The organism is Chryseobacterium sp. CCNWLW53 (genome assembly GCF_037083525.1).
GTDB classification, from domain to species: Bacteria; Bacteroidota; Bacteroidia; order Flavobacteriales; family Weeksellaceae; genus Chryseobacterium; species Chryseobacterium lathyri.
In genome coordinates this window covers 561,104-580,100 of sequence record NZ_JBAOJR010000002.1, presented here as the reverse complement: position 1 = coordinate 580,100, position 18,997 = coordinate 561,104, and the positions used below count along the sequence as shown (strand labels likewise).

Sequence of the window (18,997 nt, the reverse complement as noted above, 5' to 3'; positions counted from 1 at the left end):
CAACACCATAATTCAAACTATGTTACTGATAGACTTCACGTTCCGGTGTTTTATCTAAAATTTCAAATTCCGAATTATTACTTATAAATTCCGGTACAATTATTTTCAGAATCTGAACGACCTGCAAACTCTCTTTTTTTATGGCCGAACGCATAATCTGCCTGCACAGAAGTTCTATATCTTCAAATTCCATCAGCGGGTCTCTTGAAATCATGATTTTCTCATGATGGGTAGGAATAGTCGTAGAATTATCTGTTAGAAGCTCTTCGTACAGCTTTTCGCCAGGTCTTAACCCTATAAAATCAATTTTAATATCAACATCCGGCGTATATCCGGATAACTTTATCATCCTTTTAGCCAGATCCAGAATTTTAATAGGCTTACCCATATCAAAAACATAAATTTCGCCTCCGTTGCCCATTGTCCCTGCCTGAAGTACCAGTTCGCATGCTTCAGGAATGGTCATAAAATAACGGATAATATCGGGATGGGTAATGGTAACCGGACCTCCTTTTTCAATCTGTTTCCTGAAATGTGGTATTACAGAACCGTTAGATCCCAGCACATTCCCAAAACGGGTTGTAATAAATTTTGTTGTATTATCAGGAGAGTTTTGTAAAGACTGCACAAAAAGTTCGGCAGCTCTTTTAGAGGCTCCCATTACATTGGTTGGGTTCACAGCCTTATCGGTAGATACCATCACAAACCGGCCAACATGATATTGCCTGGATAATAAAGCTAAGTTTCTGGTACCCCCGATATTTACAAAAATAGCTTCATGCGGATTGTCTTCTATTAATGGAACATGCTTGTAGGCTGCTGCATGATATACTATTGAAAAATGGTAATCTTCAAATAATTTTTCAAGCCTGTAGTAATTCGAAATATCCGCCAGCACAAATTTGAAATTCTGGTTCGGAAATCTTTCCAGCAACTCAAGCTTCAGTTCATGTAAAGGGGATTCAGCCTGATCTACAACCACAATAAGTGATGAATCCAACTGAGCAACCTGCCTCACAATTTCACTTCCAATAGACCCGGCACCTCCGGTCACCAGGATACTTTTATTAAAATGACGGCTTTTTACTTCTTCACTTTCAATTTTTATCGGGCTGCGGTCCAGTAAATCTTCAATCTGAAGGGGACTGAAACCTCCTACAATACCATCTTCCTTTATTTTGTTGAGACACGGTGCTTTCAACACTTTCAATCCTTTATCCAGTGCAAGTGTCATCCACTCTTCCATTTCTGCCTTCTCCATCGTTCCCCGGATTAAAACCGCATCAAATTGGTTAGTCAGACTATGACTTTTAAGAAGTTCTTTTTTATTATAAATCTTATACCCCAGTAACATTGCCTTTTTGGAATCTGATCTGGCGCTAAAAAAGCCTTCCAGCTGATAAGCGTGCCCCGGATTATGAATAATTGCATTGGCCAATGAGACAGATTCGCCCCCCACTCCTACAACAGCAACTCTTATTTTGGATGGGATACTCTTATACTTATGATCCATAACCATGCTAAAAAGCTGTTTGGTAAGCATCCTGAAAAAGAACATGAGAAGAGTGGAAATGAAAAAGAATAAAAAAAGTGCCGGATATAAATAAAGCGGCCTTCCCAACACCATATCTGATATAAAATTCAGGCCCAGCAATACTATAAAGGTACTGCCCGAAGACCACAGAATTTTAAAAAAATCAAAAAAAGTAGAATATCTTATTATTCCTGCATATGTTTTGAAGAGGAGCATACATAAAATATTAACCCCAATAATCGTTAAAATTTTTTCATTGAGATATTCAACAAAATAAATTTTTACGTGCAGTTTTTTTAATAACAGATAGATCGTTAAGACAGAAAAGGAAACTATTGAAATATCAATAAAAAAAACTAACCACCTAGGTACGTACCTTAACTCTTTGATTTTAAAAACATTCCCCATACTACAGATAAACCTAAAAATATTTATATTTTTTATTTAATTCAACATTTGGTGGTTTTTAATTTTAAACAAATATAATTAATTATTAATACAGTATTTAGCATCATATGTTAATTTAACATATTATATATTGAAATTATTACCTATTTTAACCATACAGAACACACAAGACTCATATCTCATTGCAACACAGTATTTTTCAAATTTCAAGCCGATATGTTAAAAAATCATAATGTTAAAAAAATGAAATTTCTTCATGTTTATTTTTAATAATAAATGGCGCATTATCATTTTTCACCAGGCAATTCTTATAATCTGTGAAATAAAAAAAGCAAAGCTTACGGCTTTGCTTGAAAAAAAATGATTTAAAAATTATTTCAGATACTTTTCAAAAAAACTTTCTAGTTTATCAAATGGAATTACATCAACTTTATCATAAAGATCAACATGAACTGCACCAGGAATTATCATCAGTTCTTTGGGTTCGGAGGCCATTTTGTAAATATCTTCACTGAAATATCTCGAATGTGCTTTCTCACCAACAATTAAAAGCACAGGTCTTGGAGAAATTTCTTTTACATAGGTAAGTATCGGCATATTCATAAACGATAAAGGGTTGGTCAAAAGCCAGGCTCCGTTTGAATTAAGTGAATTGGTGTGAAAACCACGGGAAGTCCTGTAATAATCGAAATAATCTTTTACAAATTGTGGTTCGTCGCTTTTTAGACTTTCGGGAAGGTTTCTTTTGCCTTTGGTTGGGTTTCCATTTTCAGCATCTTTCCAACGCTGTTGCCCCAGGTCATCCAATATTTTTGTGAGCTGTTCCAAACTTATCACATCGTTATATCCTTTTGACATCAATCTGGTCATATCATACAGGCTGGTAGTAGCGACCGCTTTCACTCTTTTATCAACTGCAGTTGCATTCAATGCAAAGCCTCCAAAACCACAAATTCCAATGATGCCTATCCTGTTTCTATCCACATTTTTCTGAAGTCCTAAAAAATCGACAGCAGCACTGAAATCTTCGGTATTAATTTCCGGTGATGCGAGGTTTCGAGGTTCTCCACCGCTGTCACCGGTATACGAAGGATCAAACGCGATGACAGCAAAGCCCCTTTCTGCCATTTGGTTTGCATATAAACCGGATGATTGTTCTTTTACTGCTCCGAATGGTCCGCTAATCGCTAATGCTGCTAATTTCTGACTTTTAACATTTTTCGGAAGATAAAAATCTCCTGATAATGTTATACCGTAACGGTTTTTGAAAGTCACCGCTGTTCTTACTACGTTTTCGCTCAGTTGAAAAGTATAGTGTTCTGCCGTATCCATTTTTGAGGTATTTAAATTTTTGTTTTGGGCAAATATCTGCCCTGTAAAAAAGAGCATCACTGCCAGTGTTATTATTTTTTTCATTACAGTATTTATTTAGTTAATTGATTTTTCCTGAAATAAGCAACTGCGAGAACCACTGACCTTTTGTTCCCGTTCAGGTAAGGAGGACTGTTCATTTCAATCACTTAATTTATAATACAAAATTAAATCAGATAAATATGCAACTTGTTACAAATAGTACAGTAATAATGTCAAATATTACGTATTTTAGCATTTTATCGACAGAAAGTAAATGGAAACACCGGCTCAACCAAAAGTTTTATTATTGAAAGCCACCGGAGACATCGAATTTCCGGAAGATTTCCAGTTACACTATCATACGCACATCTATTGCCAGCGTGGAAATGCAAGCTTTATTTTTAATGGAAAGCCTGTTCAATGTAAGCAAGACGAATTTATTTTCTGGCTTGCTGACAGTAAGATTTCAGATTTATCTTTTTCTAAAAACTTTACTGCAACAGTACTGTTTATTGATAATTATTTATTAACAGACAATTTTCCCAGCCTGAACATCAGCATCGACGCCATTGTGCATCATAGAGTTGATCCACTATTACGTCCAGATAAAAAAAACAAAAAAAGAATTCTGAAAAATTTTCAATCATTGTACATTAAGTCGCTTGAAACAGCCAATCGCTTTTATGACGAAATTCTAAAACTTCAAATGCAGCTTTTCCTGCTGGAAATGTGGGATATTTTTATTGACCAGCTTGAAAGGCGAAGCCGCAGTTTGGAAAGCGGAACATTATACGAGCGATTTATTAAACTCGTAGAAGTACACTGTATGAAACACCGCGAAGTGCAATTTTATAGCAGTCTGCTTAATATAACCCCAAAATATCTAAACCAGATTTGCAAAACCAATACCGGCATCACTACATCGGAGTGGATACAACGTTATACGAAAGACCGACTTATTTTCCTACTGGGTAACAAAACCCTGAATATTTCTGAAATTGCTGACCAAATGGGATTTTCCAGCCATTCATTTTTTACGAGATATGTGAAAAATATGTTGGGAATCAGCCCTAGCGAATTTAGAAACCGGCTATAATATGTATGTTATTTGAGCACTCACCGCAATCTCTTTTCCGTGAAATTAATTTCTAAGATACGAAGAAGACTGGTACTGCTTTTAGAGACATCTACCTATTATCTGCCGGGCAGAAAAAGGATTAGAAGCAACCGGAAAACTGTTAAATAAACAAAAGAAGGCCTGTTTCAGACCTTCTTTCTTAGTTTCATGACAATTGGAATTTATCTTAAGATATTTCAATCAATCGCGGTGGCTTCTGTTTGGCATCTTCTTTCTTCGGAATGGTCAGCAAAAGCAATCCATTTTCATATTTTGCATTGATATTATCCTGATCGACAACATCTTTTGGAAGTTCCAGGCTTCTTTGGAACGATTGATAGCTGAACTCCCTTCGGGTAAAATTGTCCTGCTCCCTTTCGCTGCTATCCTGTTTAGAGGACGAAATAGTCAGAAGGTTTCCGTCAAGTTTCACTTCAAAATCTTTCTTGTTCATACCCGGCGCAGCAATCTGCACCTCATAAGCATCTTCATTTTCTCTGATATTAACCGAAGGAACCGTTGTACTGGTCGATGAATAATTGTTGTTTCCCCAGTTAAAAAGTTCACGATTAAAAAAATCATCGAAAAGACCTGGAAAGGCTAAATAGCCATTCGGGTTTCTTTTAATAAGACTCATAATAATCTTTTTAAATTAAGTTAAACAATCATTTTATACATAAATCAGCTGGCCAGCTGTACGTTATGAAAACATCAAAAAAAATACCATGTTGAAAAGTGTGTTTTTTTTGCAGAAAAACTGACAAAATTTCACTTTTTACTTCAAAAATTATTTCTGCAGGGAACCATAGTAATCCACTCCGAATAATGTATTATGATCTCACTCATAGACGTATTGATGAGTAATATATAATTTTGAATAATTAAAGCATTTAATAACACTAACCATCATTATAATATAACTTATGAAAAATTTATTCTTATCAATCATGGCCATAAGCTTCCTTGTAGCTTGTAAAAAAAATAACGAAAAAAATACCGTTTCTACTGATTCAGCCAATACCCAAAATGTTTATTCCGAGACTGATACAGGTGCCTCATCGCCCCGCATCTCCGCAGATAGCACGTCAGGTCGGGACAGTATCAATACAAAGACTCATATAGGCGGCAGAAAAACAAGCAATAATAATACAGGCAACGCCACTGGTAATATTAATGCAGCAGTATCAGACAGCGCACGTCCCAGCAGGTAAATTAAACAACTTTTATCGGGTTCCTACGGCCTAATTCCATATAAGATTTACGTATTAGTTTTAGACAAGACCTAATGATTTAATCGAACTATCCCTTGACGCAAAATATTGCTTCAATAGTTTATTTTATGGTTCTAAATTGAAGATCTTATTTTAAATAACTGAGCTTTAATCACTTGTCTCTACATCAATTGGTACCTGTTGTCAAAAGATAATTTTATCTTACAATGATTTTGGAATTAAACTTTTGCAGGCTTCATAAATTGTAAAAAAATCAGTATTTTCGCAGTCGGAAATCATACGTGATAAGTCTTTTTGAATTTATTCACTGCTGATGAACATGGCTGCATAGTTTAATGGATAGAACTTCGGATTTCGGCTCCGACAGTGAGGGTTCGAATCCTTCTGCGGTCACTTGATAAAAGAGAATTTGTATATTATTAAAAATTAAATAATTACACTTTCTCTTTTTTTTGTTTTGAACTTCCAACGGTTACGGACAAAAAATAAAGCATTATAGCCATAAAAACAAACCCCTTACATTTGGAATGTAAAGGGTTTTATTGTCTTGAAAATTTCTTTAGGCTTAAAAGGTAATCTTCACTCCTCCCAGAATCTGTGCACCTAAGACTTTATAGCCTTTGTAGGTCTGGTAATTGGAGTTTAGAAGATTGTTTCCGATGGCAAAAACACTGAAGTTTTTATGAAATTTGTACTCTGCAGAAAGGTTTAAATCTGCATAGCCTCCTACTTTATCATCTCTGTTTTCCGTAGACTGGTAAACCATATCCGGGTTTGCCACTCCTTCAAGAGCAAAAGAATTAGTTGTTCTGTCGCTGGCAAAGATTCCTTTGAATCCTAACAGTAACTTTTTATCCAACATGGTATATTTTGCTCCGATGCTGGCGTTCACTAAAGGAACGTTGTAAATATCCTCGTAATTCTTCAGATCATATTTGGTAAATCTTACTTCCCCATCTAAAATCAGGTTCTCAAGCGGGAAATACTGTACACTTCCTTTGATATCACTTACATTTCCGTCGTCATAAACTGCAGAGAACGTATTGGCAAAATTATAAGCAGAACGATTCAAAGTATAGACATTGTCGAAAAGGTTGTTTCCCTGGAAAAACATAATATCTTTCATCTTTCCATAACCGGCAGAGAAGTCATATTTGAATGTTTCATCGATGTCTCCTCTCAGTCCTACATAAAAATGATATTTCGTCTCTGTTGGCTTTAAAAACTGGTCAGAAACAATAAATGGATTTGCCTGTAAAAGATCTCCAAAAGTATTAAGCTTTAAGCCTCCGTCTACCCCGCCATAAAATTTGAATTCTTTAGCGGCAGCAACCTGAAACTCGGCCTGTGGAAACCAGTATGTTTTATTATTTTTGACTTCACCACCAAGCACATCGTTTGAGTTCTTGGAATTTAAGAAAGAAAATGTAGATCCCAGCATTAAATAAGAGTCTCCTTTTCTGAATGTCACTTTAGGATCTAAAGTTGTATTAAAGAAATTGGATGAATTTTTGTCTACGATGGCAAATTCTGTTTTCACAGCCTCCAGTCCTACTCCTAAGTCCGCATTTAAATTGATTCCTGATTTTCCGATCTCAACAGCATGCTTGGAAAGATTTGCCAAAATGGAAACCTGGTTTTCCTGTGCATCAAAATGATCTTTCAGGAAAGATGATTTTACCCTTACATCATTTAGAATTTCGTTGGAATAAAAATCGTAATATCCGTTCACTTTAAACTGGCTTACTCTCTGCTTCAAATCAACATCTGCAGCCGGCTCCAAAGCATAGATCCCGTAATATCTGTTATTATCCAATCCATACTGGGCATTCAGGTTGAATTTTCCTTTTTCGCCATATGAATTCAGGTAAGCTCCGATCGCTGTAGAACTCTGTTTGGAGTCCCAGGCATATTCTTTTTTCAGACCTAAAGTAGAAAGGAAATGGAAATCTGCCCCTACTTCCAGCTTATTATCAAGCGTCTTGGAAATATTGGCATCTGCAAGAATCTTCCCGAAGTTACCCATTCCGAACTGTACATAATTATTCTGAGCCGTCCCTTCGAATTTCGGAGTCACATCCTGTCCCTGAATGGTAGAAGTTTTGAAATCTGAAACCGCAGGCACATCTGTAATGGTATATTTTACAGGGTTCTGAGATTTCTCTTCCGGCGGATAATTCTTGATCGTTTCCACAGAGGTCTTCTTCTTCTCGATCTTTTTCACCTCCGGTTCCCGCTTCTTATTAAGAATCAGTTTCTCCTCCTTGATCTGGGAAAACGCAAACTGCGAAAACCCTAAAAATAATATGGATAATAATTGAATTTTTCTGTTCATTGTTCAATATTTGTATTAATGTATAATGTCGGATGTATAATGTATTTACTGGACTTTGTACATTTTTACATTATACTTTATACACTTTACTTTTTAATCTGCTTTTTAACCTCTTTTGCTTCTGCCACGACCTCCGGGAAATCTTTATAGTTCTCAATGATCTGATCGCATGTATAGCTCGCCTGATAATTATCTTTCAGCCCAACGTAGTTCTTAGCCATCAGTACCAAAGCTTTTGCTCCCCAATAGTCTTCGGATGCATAATTATTGGCCAGCTTAAAGATGGTCTCGTTTGAAGATTTGAATGCTTTTCCTTTATTCTGATAGTACGCTTTTGCATACAATGCTTCAGCCGCTACCGAGGTATTGGATGATTTTTCAAGAGTACTATAAGCTGACTGTGCATCTTTATCTTTTCCTGAATTCATTAAGCTTCTCGCTTTGATTACTTTCGCAGTTTCAATAACTGCAGCAGAGTTTTTCGTATTGGCAATCACTGCATCTGCCAGTTTTTCAGCCTGAGAGAAGTTTTTCTCATCCGCGTACATCTTCATGAGCTCTACATTCGCATAGTTCTTAATGCTGATATCTGAAGAGTTTTTGAGATTCTCAAGGTATTTTTTGGCTTCTGCCGTGTTCCCCTGAGCGATGGAGATCTGTGCCAGACGGGTCTGTGCATCATCCTGGTAATCATTCTGAACCGATGCCACTTCCTGAAGAACAAGAAGCGCTTTAGTAGAATTATTGGTTTGATAATAGCTTTCACCCAGCTCGTATTTAGCCTGGTAAAGGCCTTCCCCGGTAGGATTCTGCGTTAAATATTTTTCGTAGTAAGAAATAGCATTTTTGTAATCCTTCTTAGTGAAATACTGTTTTCCGGTAGACAAATTAATTTCATCTATCTCAGAAGCATCTACATTCACGCCGATACTTTTTGCAAAGCTTTCATATCCTGAAACGTCTCCGTTTTTCGTGAAAACAGGTTTTGCTGTCTGAACAATCTTCTCGGCATACGCTGTATTTTTGTACTGCTCTCCTAAAGATTTAAGCTCAGAAAGCGCTTTATCATTTTGGTTCTGGTCAATATAGTTCTGCGCTCTGTAAATAGAGGCGTTTGCAATAAGGTCTTTATCCGAAGATGTTTTGATCACTTTGGCAAAAGCATCATTGGAGTTGGCAAAATCATCCTGGGCAGCATAAGCCGTTCCCATTTCATACTGAGCATCATCATAATATTCAGAATCCGGATATTTGGATAAAAGATTCTTTAAATTGGTGATTTTTGCCTGTGTGTCCCCTTTAAATCCTAAAGCCATTGCTTTTTGATATAAAGTATAGTCCGTAGCATCTTCATTCTTATCGTAAATCGCAATTGCCTCGTTCAGGTCATTGTTCGCATAATGAATATCTGCCAGGCGGAGCTCCGCATCATTTTTAAATTCAGGTTTCGGATTGCTCAGATACTGCTTGAAATAAGTCTGCGCCTGGTCGAATTTTTTAGCTTTGAAATAGGCATAGCCTAAATCATAAGGCAGCTGCTGCTTTTCAGGGAAGTTTTCGGTCAGGAGTTTCTCATAGCGGGTAATGGCGGACGGATAATTCCCTTTCTGGTAATACACCTGTCCTAACCAATATAATGCTCTGTTGTAAAATTCTTTATTGATATTAAACCCTAAGCTCCTCAGGAAATATTTTTCGGCATCATCATAATTTCCTTTGTTGAATTCTTCCGTCCCCAACAAATAGGAAACCTCCTGATCTACTTTATTGATTTCCGGAGTAGAATCCTGAAGTCTGTCAATTGCATTCAGGGTTTCTTTATAGTTTCCGGAATATAAATAGGATTTCACAAGAAGCGATCTCATTTCAGGAGCATTCGCATCATTCTGATTGTTGTTGATATAATTTTGGATTACAGCAGAAGGACTTTCAAACGGGTTCCCGATATCGTAGCTTAGTTTTGCGTACTGTTCGTGAGCTAATTTCTTCACCTTGGCATCGTAATCCATCTGGTAAGAAGAACGGAAGGCCGAAAGGGCTTCCTGCTTTTTATCAACTGCCAGATAAGCATTTCCTAACTGATAGTAAGCATTCTGTGCAAGCGCCGAATTGCTGTTGATAAGCTGGTTGTAATACGAAACCGCTTCATCATATTTTTTAAGCTGAGCGGCTACAAATCCCATTTCGTAAAGGTCATTTTCAGAAGGATTCTGCTGTACGCTCAAATAATCTTTAAGATGCGGATATGCCGAAGTGTAGTCATTTTTCATGAAATAACTTTCCCCGATGATCTTATGAACCTCAGCTTTGTAAGATTCAGAAATGTCCTCGTTCAGGAGGGCGGTTCCTTCGGTAATTGCCTGGTCATAATTCTTATCATTATAATACATCTGTACATAATAAGGACGCACCAGTTTAGAAAACTTAGGCTGGTCTTTTACAGAATCAAAGTATTGAAACGCTTTATCGCTCTGTCTGTTGGAATAATACAGGTGACCCAGCATATAAGCAATATCTCCTTTTTGGGATTCATCAGCTGTTTTATAGGCTTCCTCCAGAGCATCTGTAGCCCCTTTGGTATCGCCCATCATGAATTTAGCATAGCCCAGCTTCAGAATATACTGTGTATTCTCTTCTTTTGAAAGTTGGTACTGATTTACTTTTTTCAGGGTCTCTAACGCTTTTTCAAAATCTTTTTTAGCCAGATAATAATCGGCCAGCGGTAAATTAGCCTGAGCAAAATAGGCTGAATTAGGATATTCTTTCATGAAGGCCGTTAACCCTTCCTCCGCATGGTTTTTCTGCAGAATCACCCCGATCACGTTATCAAAAAACTGCGCTGCTTCCTTTCTCGATTTGGACAAATTCTGATTATAGAAGTATTGTCTGGCATATTCGAACTGGGAAGCATTGTATATTTTGGTCTGATAAAGATTTTCTGCGAGGTTGAATCTGTAATTGTCTTTCTGTGTAAAGTACTGTGACTGTTGCGCTTCGGAAGTTCCGAAATAAAGCACGGCAGCTGAGAGAAGGATTTTTTTTGAATTCATTCTTTTTCTGAATAAAAAGATTAGTCTATATAAGTTAACGAAAATATTAAAAACTTATTGTTTAAGCAAGTTTTAAAAGGTTTAATAATCCAAAATATCTATTGAATGCATTTCACTATTTGATGATAAAAAATGATTACTTTAGTATCATAAAAGTTAAATAGATATCAATATAGAATTATCATAAAATATTTTGATTTAATCCTCATTCTACAGCAGCTAAAAACATACCATATTATGAAAATTAAGATACTTTTAGCATTAATATTTGTCAATCTGATGCATGCTCAGAAGTTTTACTTCCCCAAAACGGCAGTTACAGACTCCGTGGTTCTGGAAAAACAAATGCCCCAGCTAGCATCAAAACTGATCACTCAGGCTCCAATGCTGAAGCTAAAAAAAACCAATAGACTTGCTTATTTGGATAACCTGCTACGCCTGCAGATGGTCGCCAAAGACTATAAAACATCTGTCACAACATTAGCAGATTACCGTAAGGAATTTGCAGATCATAATATGGCAGGAAATAAATTCATTGCCTACGAATTTTACAGCCTGGCAAAACTGATTGAGGAGAAGAAAAAAATAAGTTTTCCTGATGCGCTTCAAAAAGCGTTCAATAAAAAGTATGAAGGCCTTCCTGATCAACTGATCACTAAAGTGGGTATTGCTGTTGATGGAGATGTTCCTGCTTCCAGGAAATTATTAAAAGAAGCGTTGAACAAGCAGAAAGATAAGGATAGCATAGATTATACCTCGGCTCTGGCGTTATGTAAAAGCTATTTAAACTATAAGACTTTTTCCAGCACCAAGCCTCAGATTGTACAGTTAGTGAAGTTAAAAGACCAGGAAAAATTCATTACCGAAACAAAGGATCTGAAAACCAAAAACGGAAATACCCTGACGATCACTATTGTCAGAAAAAAGGAAAACCCGGCTCCACTTCCTGTTATTCTTACCAATAATATCTATGCCGGACCTTTTGATTCATATTTTGGAAAAAGAGCTGCCGTTTACAATTATGTAGGAGCTGTTATAAATACCCGTGGCAAAAGAAACAGCAATGATGAAAACAATCCTTTTGAGCATGAATCACAGGACATTTATGAAGTTATAGATTGGGTAAGCAAACAACCCTGGAGCAATGGTAAAGTCGGAATGATCGGCGGAAGTTACTTAGGTTTCAGCCAGTGGGCAGCGGTGAAGAAATTGCACCCTGCCTTAAAAACAATTGTCCCACAGGTCGCTGTAGGAATTGGAATAGACTACCCTGCCCAAAACAATATATTCATGAGCTATATGCTACAGTGGATTAATTATGTGACCAACAATAAACTTACTGACGAAGCGGATTTTAATAATTTTACAAAATGGGATTCTATCAATACGGCATGGTACAAAAGCGGAAGATCGTTCAGAGCTTTGGATACTATCAGTGGTAAGCCTAACAGGATATTTCAAAGATGGCTGGATCACCCGGGTTACGATCAATATTGGCAGAAAATGGTTCCTTATAAGGAAGATTTTGCAAATATCAATATTCCTATCTTAACGACTACAGGATATTATGATGATGATCAAATTGGTGCAATGTCCTACTTTAAGGCCCATCATCAATATAATAAGAATGCCAATCATTATCTGGTTATGGGCCCATATGATCATGGCGGTGCACAAAGTTTTGGATTTACTTTCGTTAATGGCAGACCAATAGATCCTGCAGCCAGAATAAGCATTGACGACCTGGCTTTTTCATGGTTTGATTATATTCTGAAAAACGGCAAAAAACCAGCTCTTCTAAAAGACAGAATCAACTTTCAGGTAATGAATACCAATACATGGAAACATACTCCTACTCTTGAAAAAATGCACACTTCAACACTTAAGTTTTATCTTCAGGACCGTAAAGGCAGTTCATCTGTTTTTAATCCGCCGGCAGAGAAAAGCTTCACTAAACAGACCGTTGATTTTAAAAACCGGGATCAAAAAGATACTTATCATCCAGTAAGTAAAACAGACAGTATAAAAACCACAAATTCGATGTATTTTGAAAGCGAAGTGTTGGACAAAGATCTTATTATCAGTGGAAACCCGGCCGGATTCTTTAATGTTTCCATTAACAAAAAAGACTTTGATACGGATACATATCTGTACCAGATACAGCCGGATGGCAAAGCTTTCCTGTTATCAACCCATATTGTAAGAGCGAGCTATGCAAAAAACAATGCTTTACGCCAGCTACTTGAACCCGGTAGAATAGAACAGATCCCTATAAAAAATTCAATATTCATCAGCAAAAAAATAGAAAAAGGAAGCAGACTTGCCCTATTGGTTGGCGTCAATAAAAGCCCAAGCTGGCAGATCAATTATGGAACGGGCAAAGATGTAAGCGATGAAACGATAAAAGATTCCGGTGAGCCACTGGAAATAAAATGGTACAACGACAGCTATGTGGAAATACCTATTTATCAAGAATAAAGGCCATTAACGCTTATAGTCTCAGTCTTTTTAACGAAATATTATGATTACAGCCAGCACCAAAATAAAAAATCATTACATTTGCTTTTTTTCAAACTCAAATAAATATTGAATGAATCAACTTTTTAGAAGGAAAAACTATTCAGAAACAGATACTTCTACAAGCCTTTTAAGGGTTTTAGGTGTTTGGGATATTGTTTTTTTTGGTATTGCGGCCATTATTGGAGCAGGAAGTTTCAGCAGTTTAGGTGAAGCGGTTTTCAGAGGCGGCCCCGGAGTGATTCTATTGTATTTGATTTGTGGTTTTGCCTGTGGTTTTACGGCATTATGCTACGCTGAATTTGCGAGCAGAATTCCTACGGCCGGTTCTGCCTATACGTATGCTTATGCCAGTTTCGGAGAACTGATCGCATGGGTGATAGGATGGGCCCTGATCATGGAGTATTCTTTTGGTAATATTTATGTGGCTTTTTCATGGTCCGACTATTTCACCAGCTTCCTGGAACGTCTGGGAATGCATATTCCCGATTATCTTACCTGCAGCTATACGGAAGCAAGAAAAGCTTTTCAGAACGGTTCTGAGAATAAAGAGCTTTTAAGCGCATGGAAATCTGCCCCATTGATCGGCAGTTTGAAATTCATCGTTGATGTGCCTGCATTAGTGATCAACGGTCTCATTACGTGGCTTTGTTATGTTGGGGTGAAAGAAAGTAAAAACTTCAATAATTCTTTAGTCATTTTAAAACTGGCGGTCATTGTTTTAGTGATCCTGGTAGGTTTTGCTTATATCAATACGGATAACTGGACGCCGGTAAATCCGGAAACACAGGTCGCTTCTTTCATGCCAAATGGTTTTGCGGGGGTGATGAGTGCTGTATCAGGAGTTTTCTTTGCCTACATAGGTTTTGATGCATTAAGTGTGCTTTCCGAAGAAACCAAAGATCCTCAGAAGACCCTTCCGAAAGGAATGATCATCTCTCTTGTACTTTGTACGGTAATTTATATTGCTCTAACACTGGTTTTAACAGGAATGGTGGATTACAGGAAATTTGACGGTATTGGAGATCCGCTTTCATTCATATTCGAAAAATCGAACGCCAATGTGGCTTGGATGGAACTTGTGGTTTCCTTCGTAGCTATTGTTGCCATTACCACTGTATTATTGGTGTTCCAGATGGGGCAGCCGAGGATCTGGTATGCGATGAGCCGCGACGGGCTGATGCCTGAAAAATTCAAAACTGTACACCCAAAGTATAAAACACCTTCATTTGCAACTATTGTTACGGGTATTGCGGTAGGGGTTCCTATTCTTTTTACAGATAAAACATTCATCCTCGATTTCACAAGTATCGGAACGATCTTCGCTTTCGTACTGGTATGCGCCGGAGTTTTAATGCTTCCTGCAAAACAGAAGATCAAAGGCAGATTCCACCTTCCTTATATTAACGGTAAATTCATATTCCCGGTTATTTTTATCGGTGGGTTAATAGGTTTCTATTTCTGGCAACCGGAATTCTTTAGCAACCTGATGGACTGGAGCAATCCTAAAGAAGGTGAATTCAAAGCTTCTATCTTTGTTTTCATTCTGATCAACCTGGTACTGTGTATCTTTACCTTTATCAAGAACTTCTCTTTAATTCCGTTAATTGGTTTAAGCTCCTGTTTATACCTCCTTACCGGAATGAGCCATGAGAACTGGTTTTGGTTTGGACTCTGGTTCGCTTTAGGTCTGGTGATCTATTTCTGCTACGGTTATAAAAACAGTAAGCTCAGAAAAGAAGCAGCGTAAAAAAACAATATAAAAGACATATAATAAAAGGCAAATTCGCAGATCAGCAAATTTGCCTTTTATTTTTTCATCAAATCGGCAGAATTATTGCATAGATTTTATCTGAAACTATAACTAATATTGCCATGTCAGGAAGAATAAAAACTTACGGGGAATTTTATCAGTTCTATCTTACCGAGCACAGTAAAACAGGAACAAGGATCTTTCATTTCATTGGAACACTTCTGGTATTTCTTGTGATCTGGTATGTCATCAGTTCAGGAAAGGAGCGGTTTCTATGGTATATTCCGATCTTTGGTTATGGCTTTGCCTGGTTCAGTCACGCAGTCATAGAAAAAAATAAACCTGCTACTTTCAAATATCCGCTCTGGTCATTGATCTCTGATTTCAGGTTGTTTTTCGAGCTATTAATAGGTAAACAGAAATTCAGAGGGATAGCTCCTGTACCAAAGGAAACAGAGGATTCCGGGAATTTGTAGGGGTCTTTATTTTTAATAACAAAAGTCACCGCCTGAATCTAATACTTAGGGTTAGTTAAATTACCTTTAAGTTTTAAAAAATGTCCTGTTTTTTAGCGTTGAGTTAATATTGTTTTTCCAGAATATCATAATGAACGGTATTCATTATTTTCTCTGCTAAAGCATCTCCATCCACCTTGATATGTTCCGGTCTGTATGTTGAAAATGTAACCGTTTCGTCTTTATTAAATGTAACAGTTACTTCTTCAAGAATCTGACCTTCAACATAGAATTGAAGCCTGTCATCCACTATCTTCCAAAACGAAAGCCTGGGTTCAGAAGGCATACAATCTCCCGAGCTTCCTTCTACATAATTATAAATGGCAAAACCGTCTTCTCTTATGGAATAGTTTCTCATCAGGCGGCAATTGTCAAAATCCTTAATTACTTTTTCCTTATTTTCATAAAAGCCGGATTCTTTCAGTTTCCAGAATCCTGTGATATCCTCTTTCTTTAATTGTTGGGCGCTGAGAAAGGAACTGACCGTTAAAAACAGTATTCCTATGTATATTTTATTCATTATTAATACAATTGTACTTCTTTTATTTGAGACATTTTGAGAGAGAAAGTTTTTTATTTTCGGCGGCCTCCGGCCGCCGAAAATAAAAAATCAATCTTAAATATAAACTTTAAGTATAAAAATTTAAAATACTAAATATCAATCTATTTAAACTTTTTCTTAAAGTTAAACTTGATCATATTCATCAGGCCAGGTTCGATAATGTCAATTCCTAATCCAAAATTACTGTCTGCTATTGTATGATGATCTTCACGGAATTTTTCAAACTGATCCTGCGGAATTTCAAGATTCACCAGAGGATTGTATTCTATAAAAACCGTAGCCCCATTTTTAGTAATTTTCTTTCGGCTTTTGTATTCAAAATAAGGATTGCTTATCGTACTTTCCTGGACGGTATATTTTTCCTGGGTATCAATCTTTTGATCTGTATTCAGACTTATCTCATACTTTTCACTATCAAAGTTATGCCAGAAAGGAAGATCTTTATGTATAAAATCCCTTGCGCTTGTTTTAATGACATTACGATCAAAATACATTAAGAACCGGTTTTTCTGGGGATCTGTGTAATATGGATTTTCTACTGTCGCGGTATACTGGATCTTGAATTCATTCAGTTTTTTATCATCGCTCACAATATCAATGGTGGCATCTTTAAAAATATCTCTAATATCTGTTCCGTTTCTGTCGCCAGAGTAATTAAGACCATAAAACAGAAAACTGTTCCAGCTGTCTACGATTTCCCTTTTGTTGGTAGTCTTGAAATACCTTCTCATCGCATTGGCTCGGTTTCCTTTATATGTTGTGGTCAATTTCAGACGACCCGTTGTATTCTGAGCGTTAAACTCAACTTTTTCATCAATACAGTAATACGGAAATTTATATGATTTTCTTTCCTGAAGTACCTGATCCGGTTTCACTTCGAGATAATGCATAAAGTAGATAAAGCCACGGTTTTCTATCAGTCCGAATTCATCACGAACCGTAGCATCCACAAAATATTCCTGGCCTTTATAGTCAATCTTTACCACCACATGATTAAAGCTAAGCAGTGAAGGCAGATAATATTTAATATAATAGTCGGTATGAAAATTCACAAGGACTACCGAAGAATCAACGCCGATATAATTTAAAATAACCTTCAGTAAAACACATTTCGCTTTACAGTCGCCCTGCTTATTCTCGTACGTGACAGAGGGTTCCTGAGGCTTATGCCCATTCATCTCATCGGCATTGAAAATATAATAAATATGATTCTGGACGTATTCTATGGCAAACTGCAGCTTTTCATCCAGGCTAGCAATCGCATCCAGCTTCTCAGCAAGATGGGGCGCAAAATCCTTTAAGGAATAGGTGCTGAACATTTCTTCATAAATCGGAGCAATATAATTGGACAACTCTTTCCAGCTGTTTTCGGTTGCAAAATCTATAAACGGAAAAATTTCACGACTCGCATCTACTGAATTAGTGTAATTATCCTCTTCTATAACGAACCTCTCCCCTTTTTTCAGATAATGGATTTCCGGCTGCAAAACATTGCCTTGTTCATCTCTGAAAAAAGTCTTTTTATAAGCAATATTCTCTTCCCGGTCATTGATAAATGTAAACTTAAAGTTTCCGTATGCCCAGTAATTATCCGGACTTACCCAGACATATTTTGAAAATTCTTTTCTCAGAAAATCTCGTTCTGTAAATGCTTTAAACCGCGAATCTTCGAGAATCAGTACATCGTAAAGCCTCAGATCCTTAATGGTAATATTGATCTTTTTATTACTGCTTAAAACTCCGCCGCTGCTCTGGTTCTCGCTGTCCAATACTTTTATTTTGGTATCCGGAATCTTATCGATCAGTACGCCGTCTCTCAAAACACTGATCCTGTGAATACTGTAGACTTCATTTTCTTCCACAATAACCTCCGAAACAGAAGCCCGCTCCAGATTCACCGGCTCATTAAGGGTATAGGCCATACAGACATATTCGCTGTTTTCAGTATTGCTTGTATAATATTTTTTATCAAGAAAATAACAGTAATCTCTTCCTTCATCAATCTGTTTTCTGGAAAATTCAGAGTCTTTTATTTTATCAATCAGTTCATGATCTTCTATATTTCCAGCCCATGCTTCAGGTTTCTGAATTTTGTAGTTTTCAATGTGAATTGGATTATTCATAGTATATTCTGGTAATTGTCTTTGGTTAAATTTTTAGAAGTGCTCAAATTAAATAATTAAAAAATAAAAAACAATAGAAGAACTGCGTCAAAAACTTCGGCACAGTAATTGGAACCAAGATGTAAAATAAAGTTTTATGAAAATTATCGCAAACATTCTAAAAAGCGCTGTTCCTGCAGTAGCACTATTCGCAATGACACAATGTACCACGACAGCCAACACTGCCGGAGCAGATGAAAAAACTTTCATCGTAGGACCTGAAACTGCAGACTGTACAGGAGTAGCCCCAATGAAATGCCTGCAGGTAAAAGAAAAAGCATCGGAAAGCTGGACGAATTTCTATACAAATATTGAAGGATTTACTTATGAGCCGGGATACGAATACGTTTTGAGAGTAAAGACCGAGAAAATCGCCAATCCTCCAGCCGACGGATCTTCTATAAAATACACCCTGATCAAAGAGGTTTCCAAAACCAAGAAATAATACACAAAACTCCC

At 36.9% G+C, this 18,997-nt stretch carries 13 protein-coding genes and 1 tRNA gene; 7 read left to right on the top strand and 7 right to left on the bottom strand.

Features of this window, described 5'->3' with window-relative positions; all coding sequences use genetic code 11:
* Nucleotides 1–22 precede the first annotated feature (22 nt).
* Both V6R96_RS07615 and V6R96_RS07610 read right to left on the bottom strand, forming a co-directional pair.
* Nucleotides 23–1,942, bottom strand: a complete 1,920-nt coding sequence (locus V6R96_RS07615; RefSeq protein ID WP_407934745.1) for a polysaccharide biosynthesis protein — start codon at nucleotides 1,940–1,942, stop codon at nucleotides 23–25.
* A 372-nt stretch (nucleotides 1,943–2,314) separates the two neighbouring features.
* Nucleotides 2,315–3,358 carry an alpha/beta hydrolase gene (locus V6R96_RS07610; RefSeq protein WP_336378553.1) on the bottom strand — a complete coding sequence of 348 codons (1,044 nt, stop codon included), beginning with the start codon at nucleotides 3,356–3,358 and terminating at the stop codon, nucleotides 2,315–2,317.
* A 211-nt stretch (nucleotides 3,359–3,569) separates the two neighbouring features.
* Between V6R96_RS07610 and V6R96_RS07605 the strand changes: the two genes are divergently transcribed.
* Complete coding sequence (locus tag V6R96_RS07605; RefSeq protein WP_336378552.1) at nucleotides 3,570–4,391, top strand: helix-turn-helix domain-containing protein; 822 nt, start codon at nucleotides 3,570–3,572, stop codon at nucleotides 4,389–4,391.
* 208 nt (nucleotides 4,392–4,599) lie between these two features.
* On the opposite strand, the gene V6R96_RS07600 is transcribed toward V6R96_RS07605, so the two are convergent.
* Complete coding sequence (locus V6R96_RS07600) at nucleotides 4,600–5,049, bottom strand: Hsp20/alpha crystallin family protein (RefSeq protein WP_111955041.1); 450 nt, start codon at nucleotides 5,047–5,049, stop codon at nucleotides 4,600–4,602.
* Between the two features lie 286 nt (nucleotides 5,050–5,335).
* On the opposite strand from V6R96_RS07600, the gene V6R96_RS07595 reads away from it, so the two are divergent.
* Entirely contained in the window at nucleotides 5,336–5,623 is a 288-nt protein-coding gene (locus V6R96_RS07595) for a hypothetical protein (RefSeq protein WP_111955039.1), read from the top strand.
* 342 nt (nucleotides 5,624–5,965) lie between these two features.
* Nucleotides 5,966–6,037 (top strand) — tRNA-Arg (locus V6R96_RS07590).
* Between the two features lie 172 nt (nucleotides 6,038–6,209).
* Here the strand turns inward: V6R96_RS07590 and V6R96_RS07585 are convergent.
* Entirely contained in the window at nucleotides 6,210–7,979 is a 1,770-nt protein-coding gene (locus V6R96_RS07585) for a TonB-dependent receptor (RefSeq protein WP_336378551.1), read from the bottom strand.
* A gap of 86 nt (nucleotides 7,980–8,065) precedes the next feature.
* Nucleotides 8,066–11,029: a tetratricopeptide repeat protein gene (locus V6R96_RS07580; RefSeq protein ID WP_336378550.1), complete on the bottom strand. Its 2,964-nt coding sequence runs from the start codon at nucleotides 11,027–11,029 to the stop codon at nucleotides 8,066–8,068.
* 237 nt (nucleotides 11,030–11,266) lie between these two features.
* Here V6R96_RS07580 and V6R96_RS07575 point away from each other — a divergent pair, with 237 nt between their 5' ends.
* The 3 genes from V6R96_RS07575 (at nucleotide 11,267) to V6R96_RS07565 (ending at nucleotide 15,775) form a co-directional block, all read left to right on the top strand.
* Nucleotides 11,267–13,507: a CocE/NonD family hydrolase gene (locus V6R96_RS07575; protein ID WP_336378549.1), complete on the top strand. Its 2,241-nt coding sequence runs from the start codon at nucleotides 11,267–11,269 to the stop codon at nucleotides 13,505–13,507.
* 112 nt (nucleotides 13,508–13,619) lie between these two features.
* Nucleotides 13,620–15,296, top strand: a complete 1,677-nt coding sequence (locus V6R96_RS07570; RefSeq protein WP_111955029.1) for an APC family permease — start codon at nucleotides 13,620–13,622, stop codon at nucleotides 15,294–15,296.
* A 125-nt stretch (nucleotides 15,297–15,421) separates the two neighbouring features.
* Nucleotides 15,422–15,775: a DUF962 domain-containing protein gene (locus V6R96_RS07565; protein WP_111955027.1), complete on the top strand. Its 354-nt coding sequence runs from the start codon at nucleotides 15,422–15,424 to the stop codon at nucleotides 15,773–15,775.
* 103 nt (nucleotides 15,776–15,878) lie between these two features.
* Here the strand turns inward: V6R96_RS07565 and V6R96_RS07560 are convergent, their stop codons facing one another.
* Both V6R96_RS07560 and V6R96_RS07555 read right to left on the bottom strand, forming a co-directional pair.
* Entirely contained in the window at nucleotides 15,879–16,334 is a 456-nt protein-coding gene (locus V6R96_RS07560; protein WP_336378548.1) for a lipocalin family protein, read from the bottom strand.
* A 143-nt stretch (nucleotides 16,335–16,477) separates the two neighbouring features.
* Nucleotides 16,478–18,499 (bottom strand): hypothetical protein, encoded by a 2,022-nt coding sequence (locus tag V6R96_RS07555; RefSeq protein ID WP_336378547.1) that lies wholly within the window; start codon nucleotides 18,497–18,499, stop codon nucleotides 16,478–16,480.
* A 136-nt stretch (nucleotides 18,500–18,635) separates the two neighbouring features.
* Here V6R96_RS07555 and V6R96_RS07550 point away from each other — a divergent pair, with 136 nt between their 5' ends.
* Nucleotides 18,636–18,983: a DUF4377 domain-containing protein gene (locus V6R96_RS07550; RefSeq protein WP_223559234.1), complete on the top strand. Its 348-nt coding sequence runs from the start codon at nucleotides 18,636–18,638 to the stop codon at nucleotides 18,981–18,983.
* Nucleotides 18,984–18,997: the final 14 nt, after the last annotated feature.

Bases quoted from the DNA above. Each gene is read 5' to 3' on its own strand.
- V6R96_RS07615 (WP_407934745.1), bottom strand. From the start codon at position 1,942: ATGGGGAATGTTTTTAAAATCAAAGAGTTAAGGTACGTACCTAGGTGG.
- V6R96_RS07610 (WP_336378553.1), bottom strand. From the start codon at position 3,358: ATGAAAAAAATAATAACACTGGCAGTGATGCTCTTTTTTACAGGGCAG.
- V6R96_RS07605 (WP_336378552.1), top strand. From the start codon at position 3,570: ATGGAAACACCGGCTCAACCAAAAGTTTTATTATTGAAAGCCACCGGA.
- V6R96_RS07600 (WP_111955041.1), bottom strand. From the start codon at position 5,049: ATGAGTCTTATTAAAAGAAACCCGAATGGCTATTTAGCCTTTCCAGGT.
- V6R96_RS07595 (WP_111955039.1), top strand. From the start codon at position 5,336: ATGAAAAATTTATTCTTATCAATCATGGCCATAAGCTTCCTTGTAGCT.
- V6R96_RS07585 (WP_336378551.1), bottom strand. From the start codon at position 7,979: ATGAACAGAAAAATTCAATTATTATCCATATTATTTTTAGGGTTTTCG.
- V6R96_RS07580 (WP_336378550.1), bottom strand. From the start codon at position 11,029: ATGAATTCAAAAAAAATCCTTCTCTCAGCTGCCGTGCTTTATTTCGGA.
- V6R96_RS07575 (WP_336378549.1), top strand. From the start codon at position 11,267: ATGAAAATTAAGATACTTTTAGCATTAATATTTGTCAATCTGATGCAT.
- V6R96_RS07570 (WP_111955029.1), top strand. From the start codon at position 13,620: ATGAATCAACTTTTTAGAAGGAAAAACTATTCAGAAACAGATACTTCT.
- V6R96_RS07565 (WP_111955027.1), top strand. From the start codon at position 15,422: ATGTCAGGAAGAATAAAAACTTACGGGGAATTTTATCAGTTCTATCTT.
- V6R96_RS07560 (WP_336378548.1), bottom strand. From the start codon at position 16,334: ATGAATAAAATATACATAGGAATACTGTTTTTAACGGTCAGTTCCTTT.
- V6R96_RS07555 (WP_336378547.1), bottom strand. From the start codon at position 18,499: ATGAATAATCCAATTCACATTGAAAACTACAAAATTCAGAAACCTGAA.
- V6R96_RS07550 (WP_223559234.1), top strand. From the start codon at position 18,636: ATGAAAATTATCGCAAACATTCTAAAAAGCGCTGTTCCTGCAGTAGCA.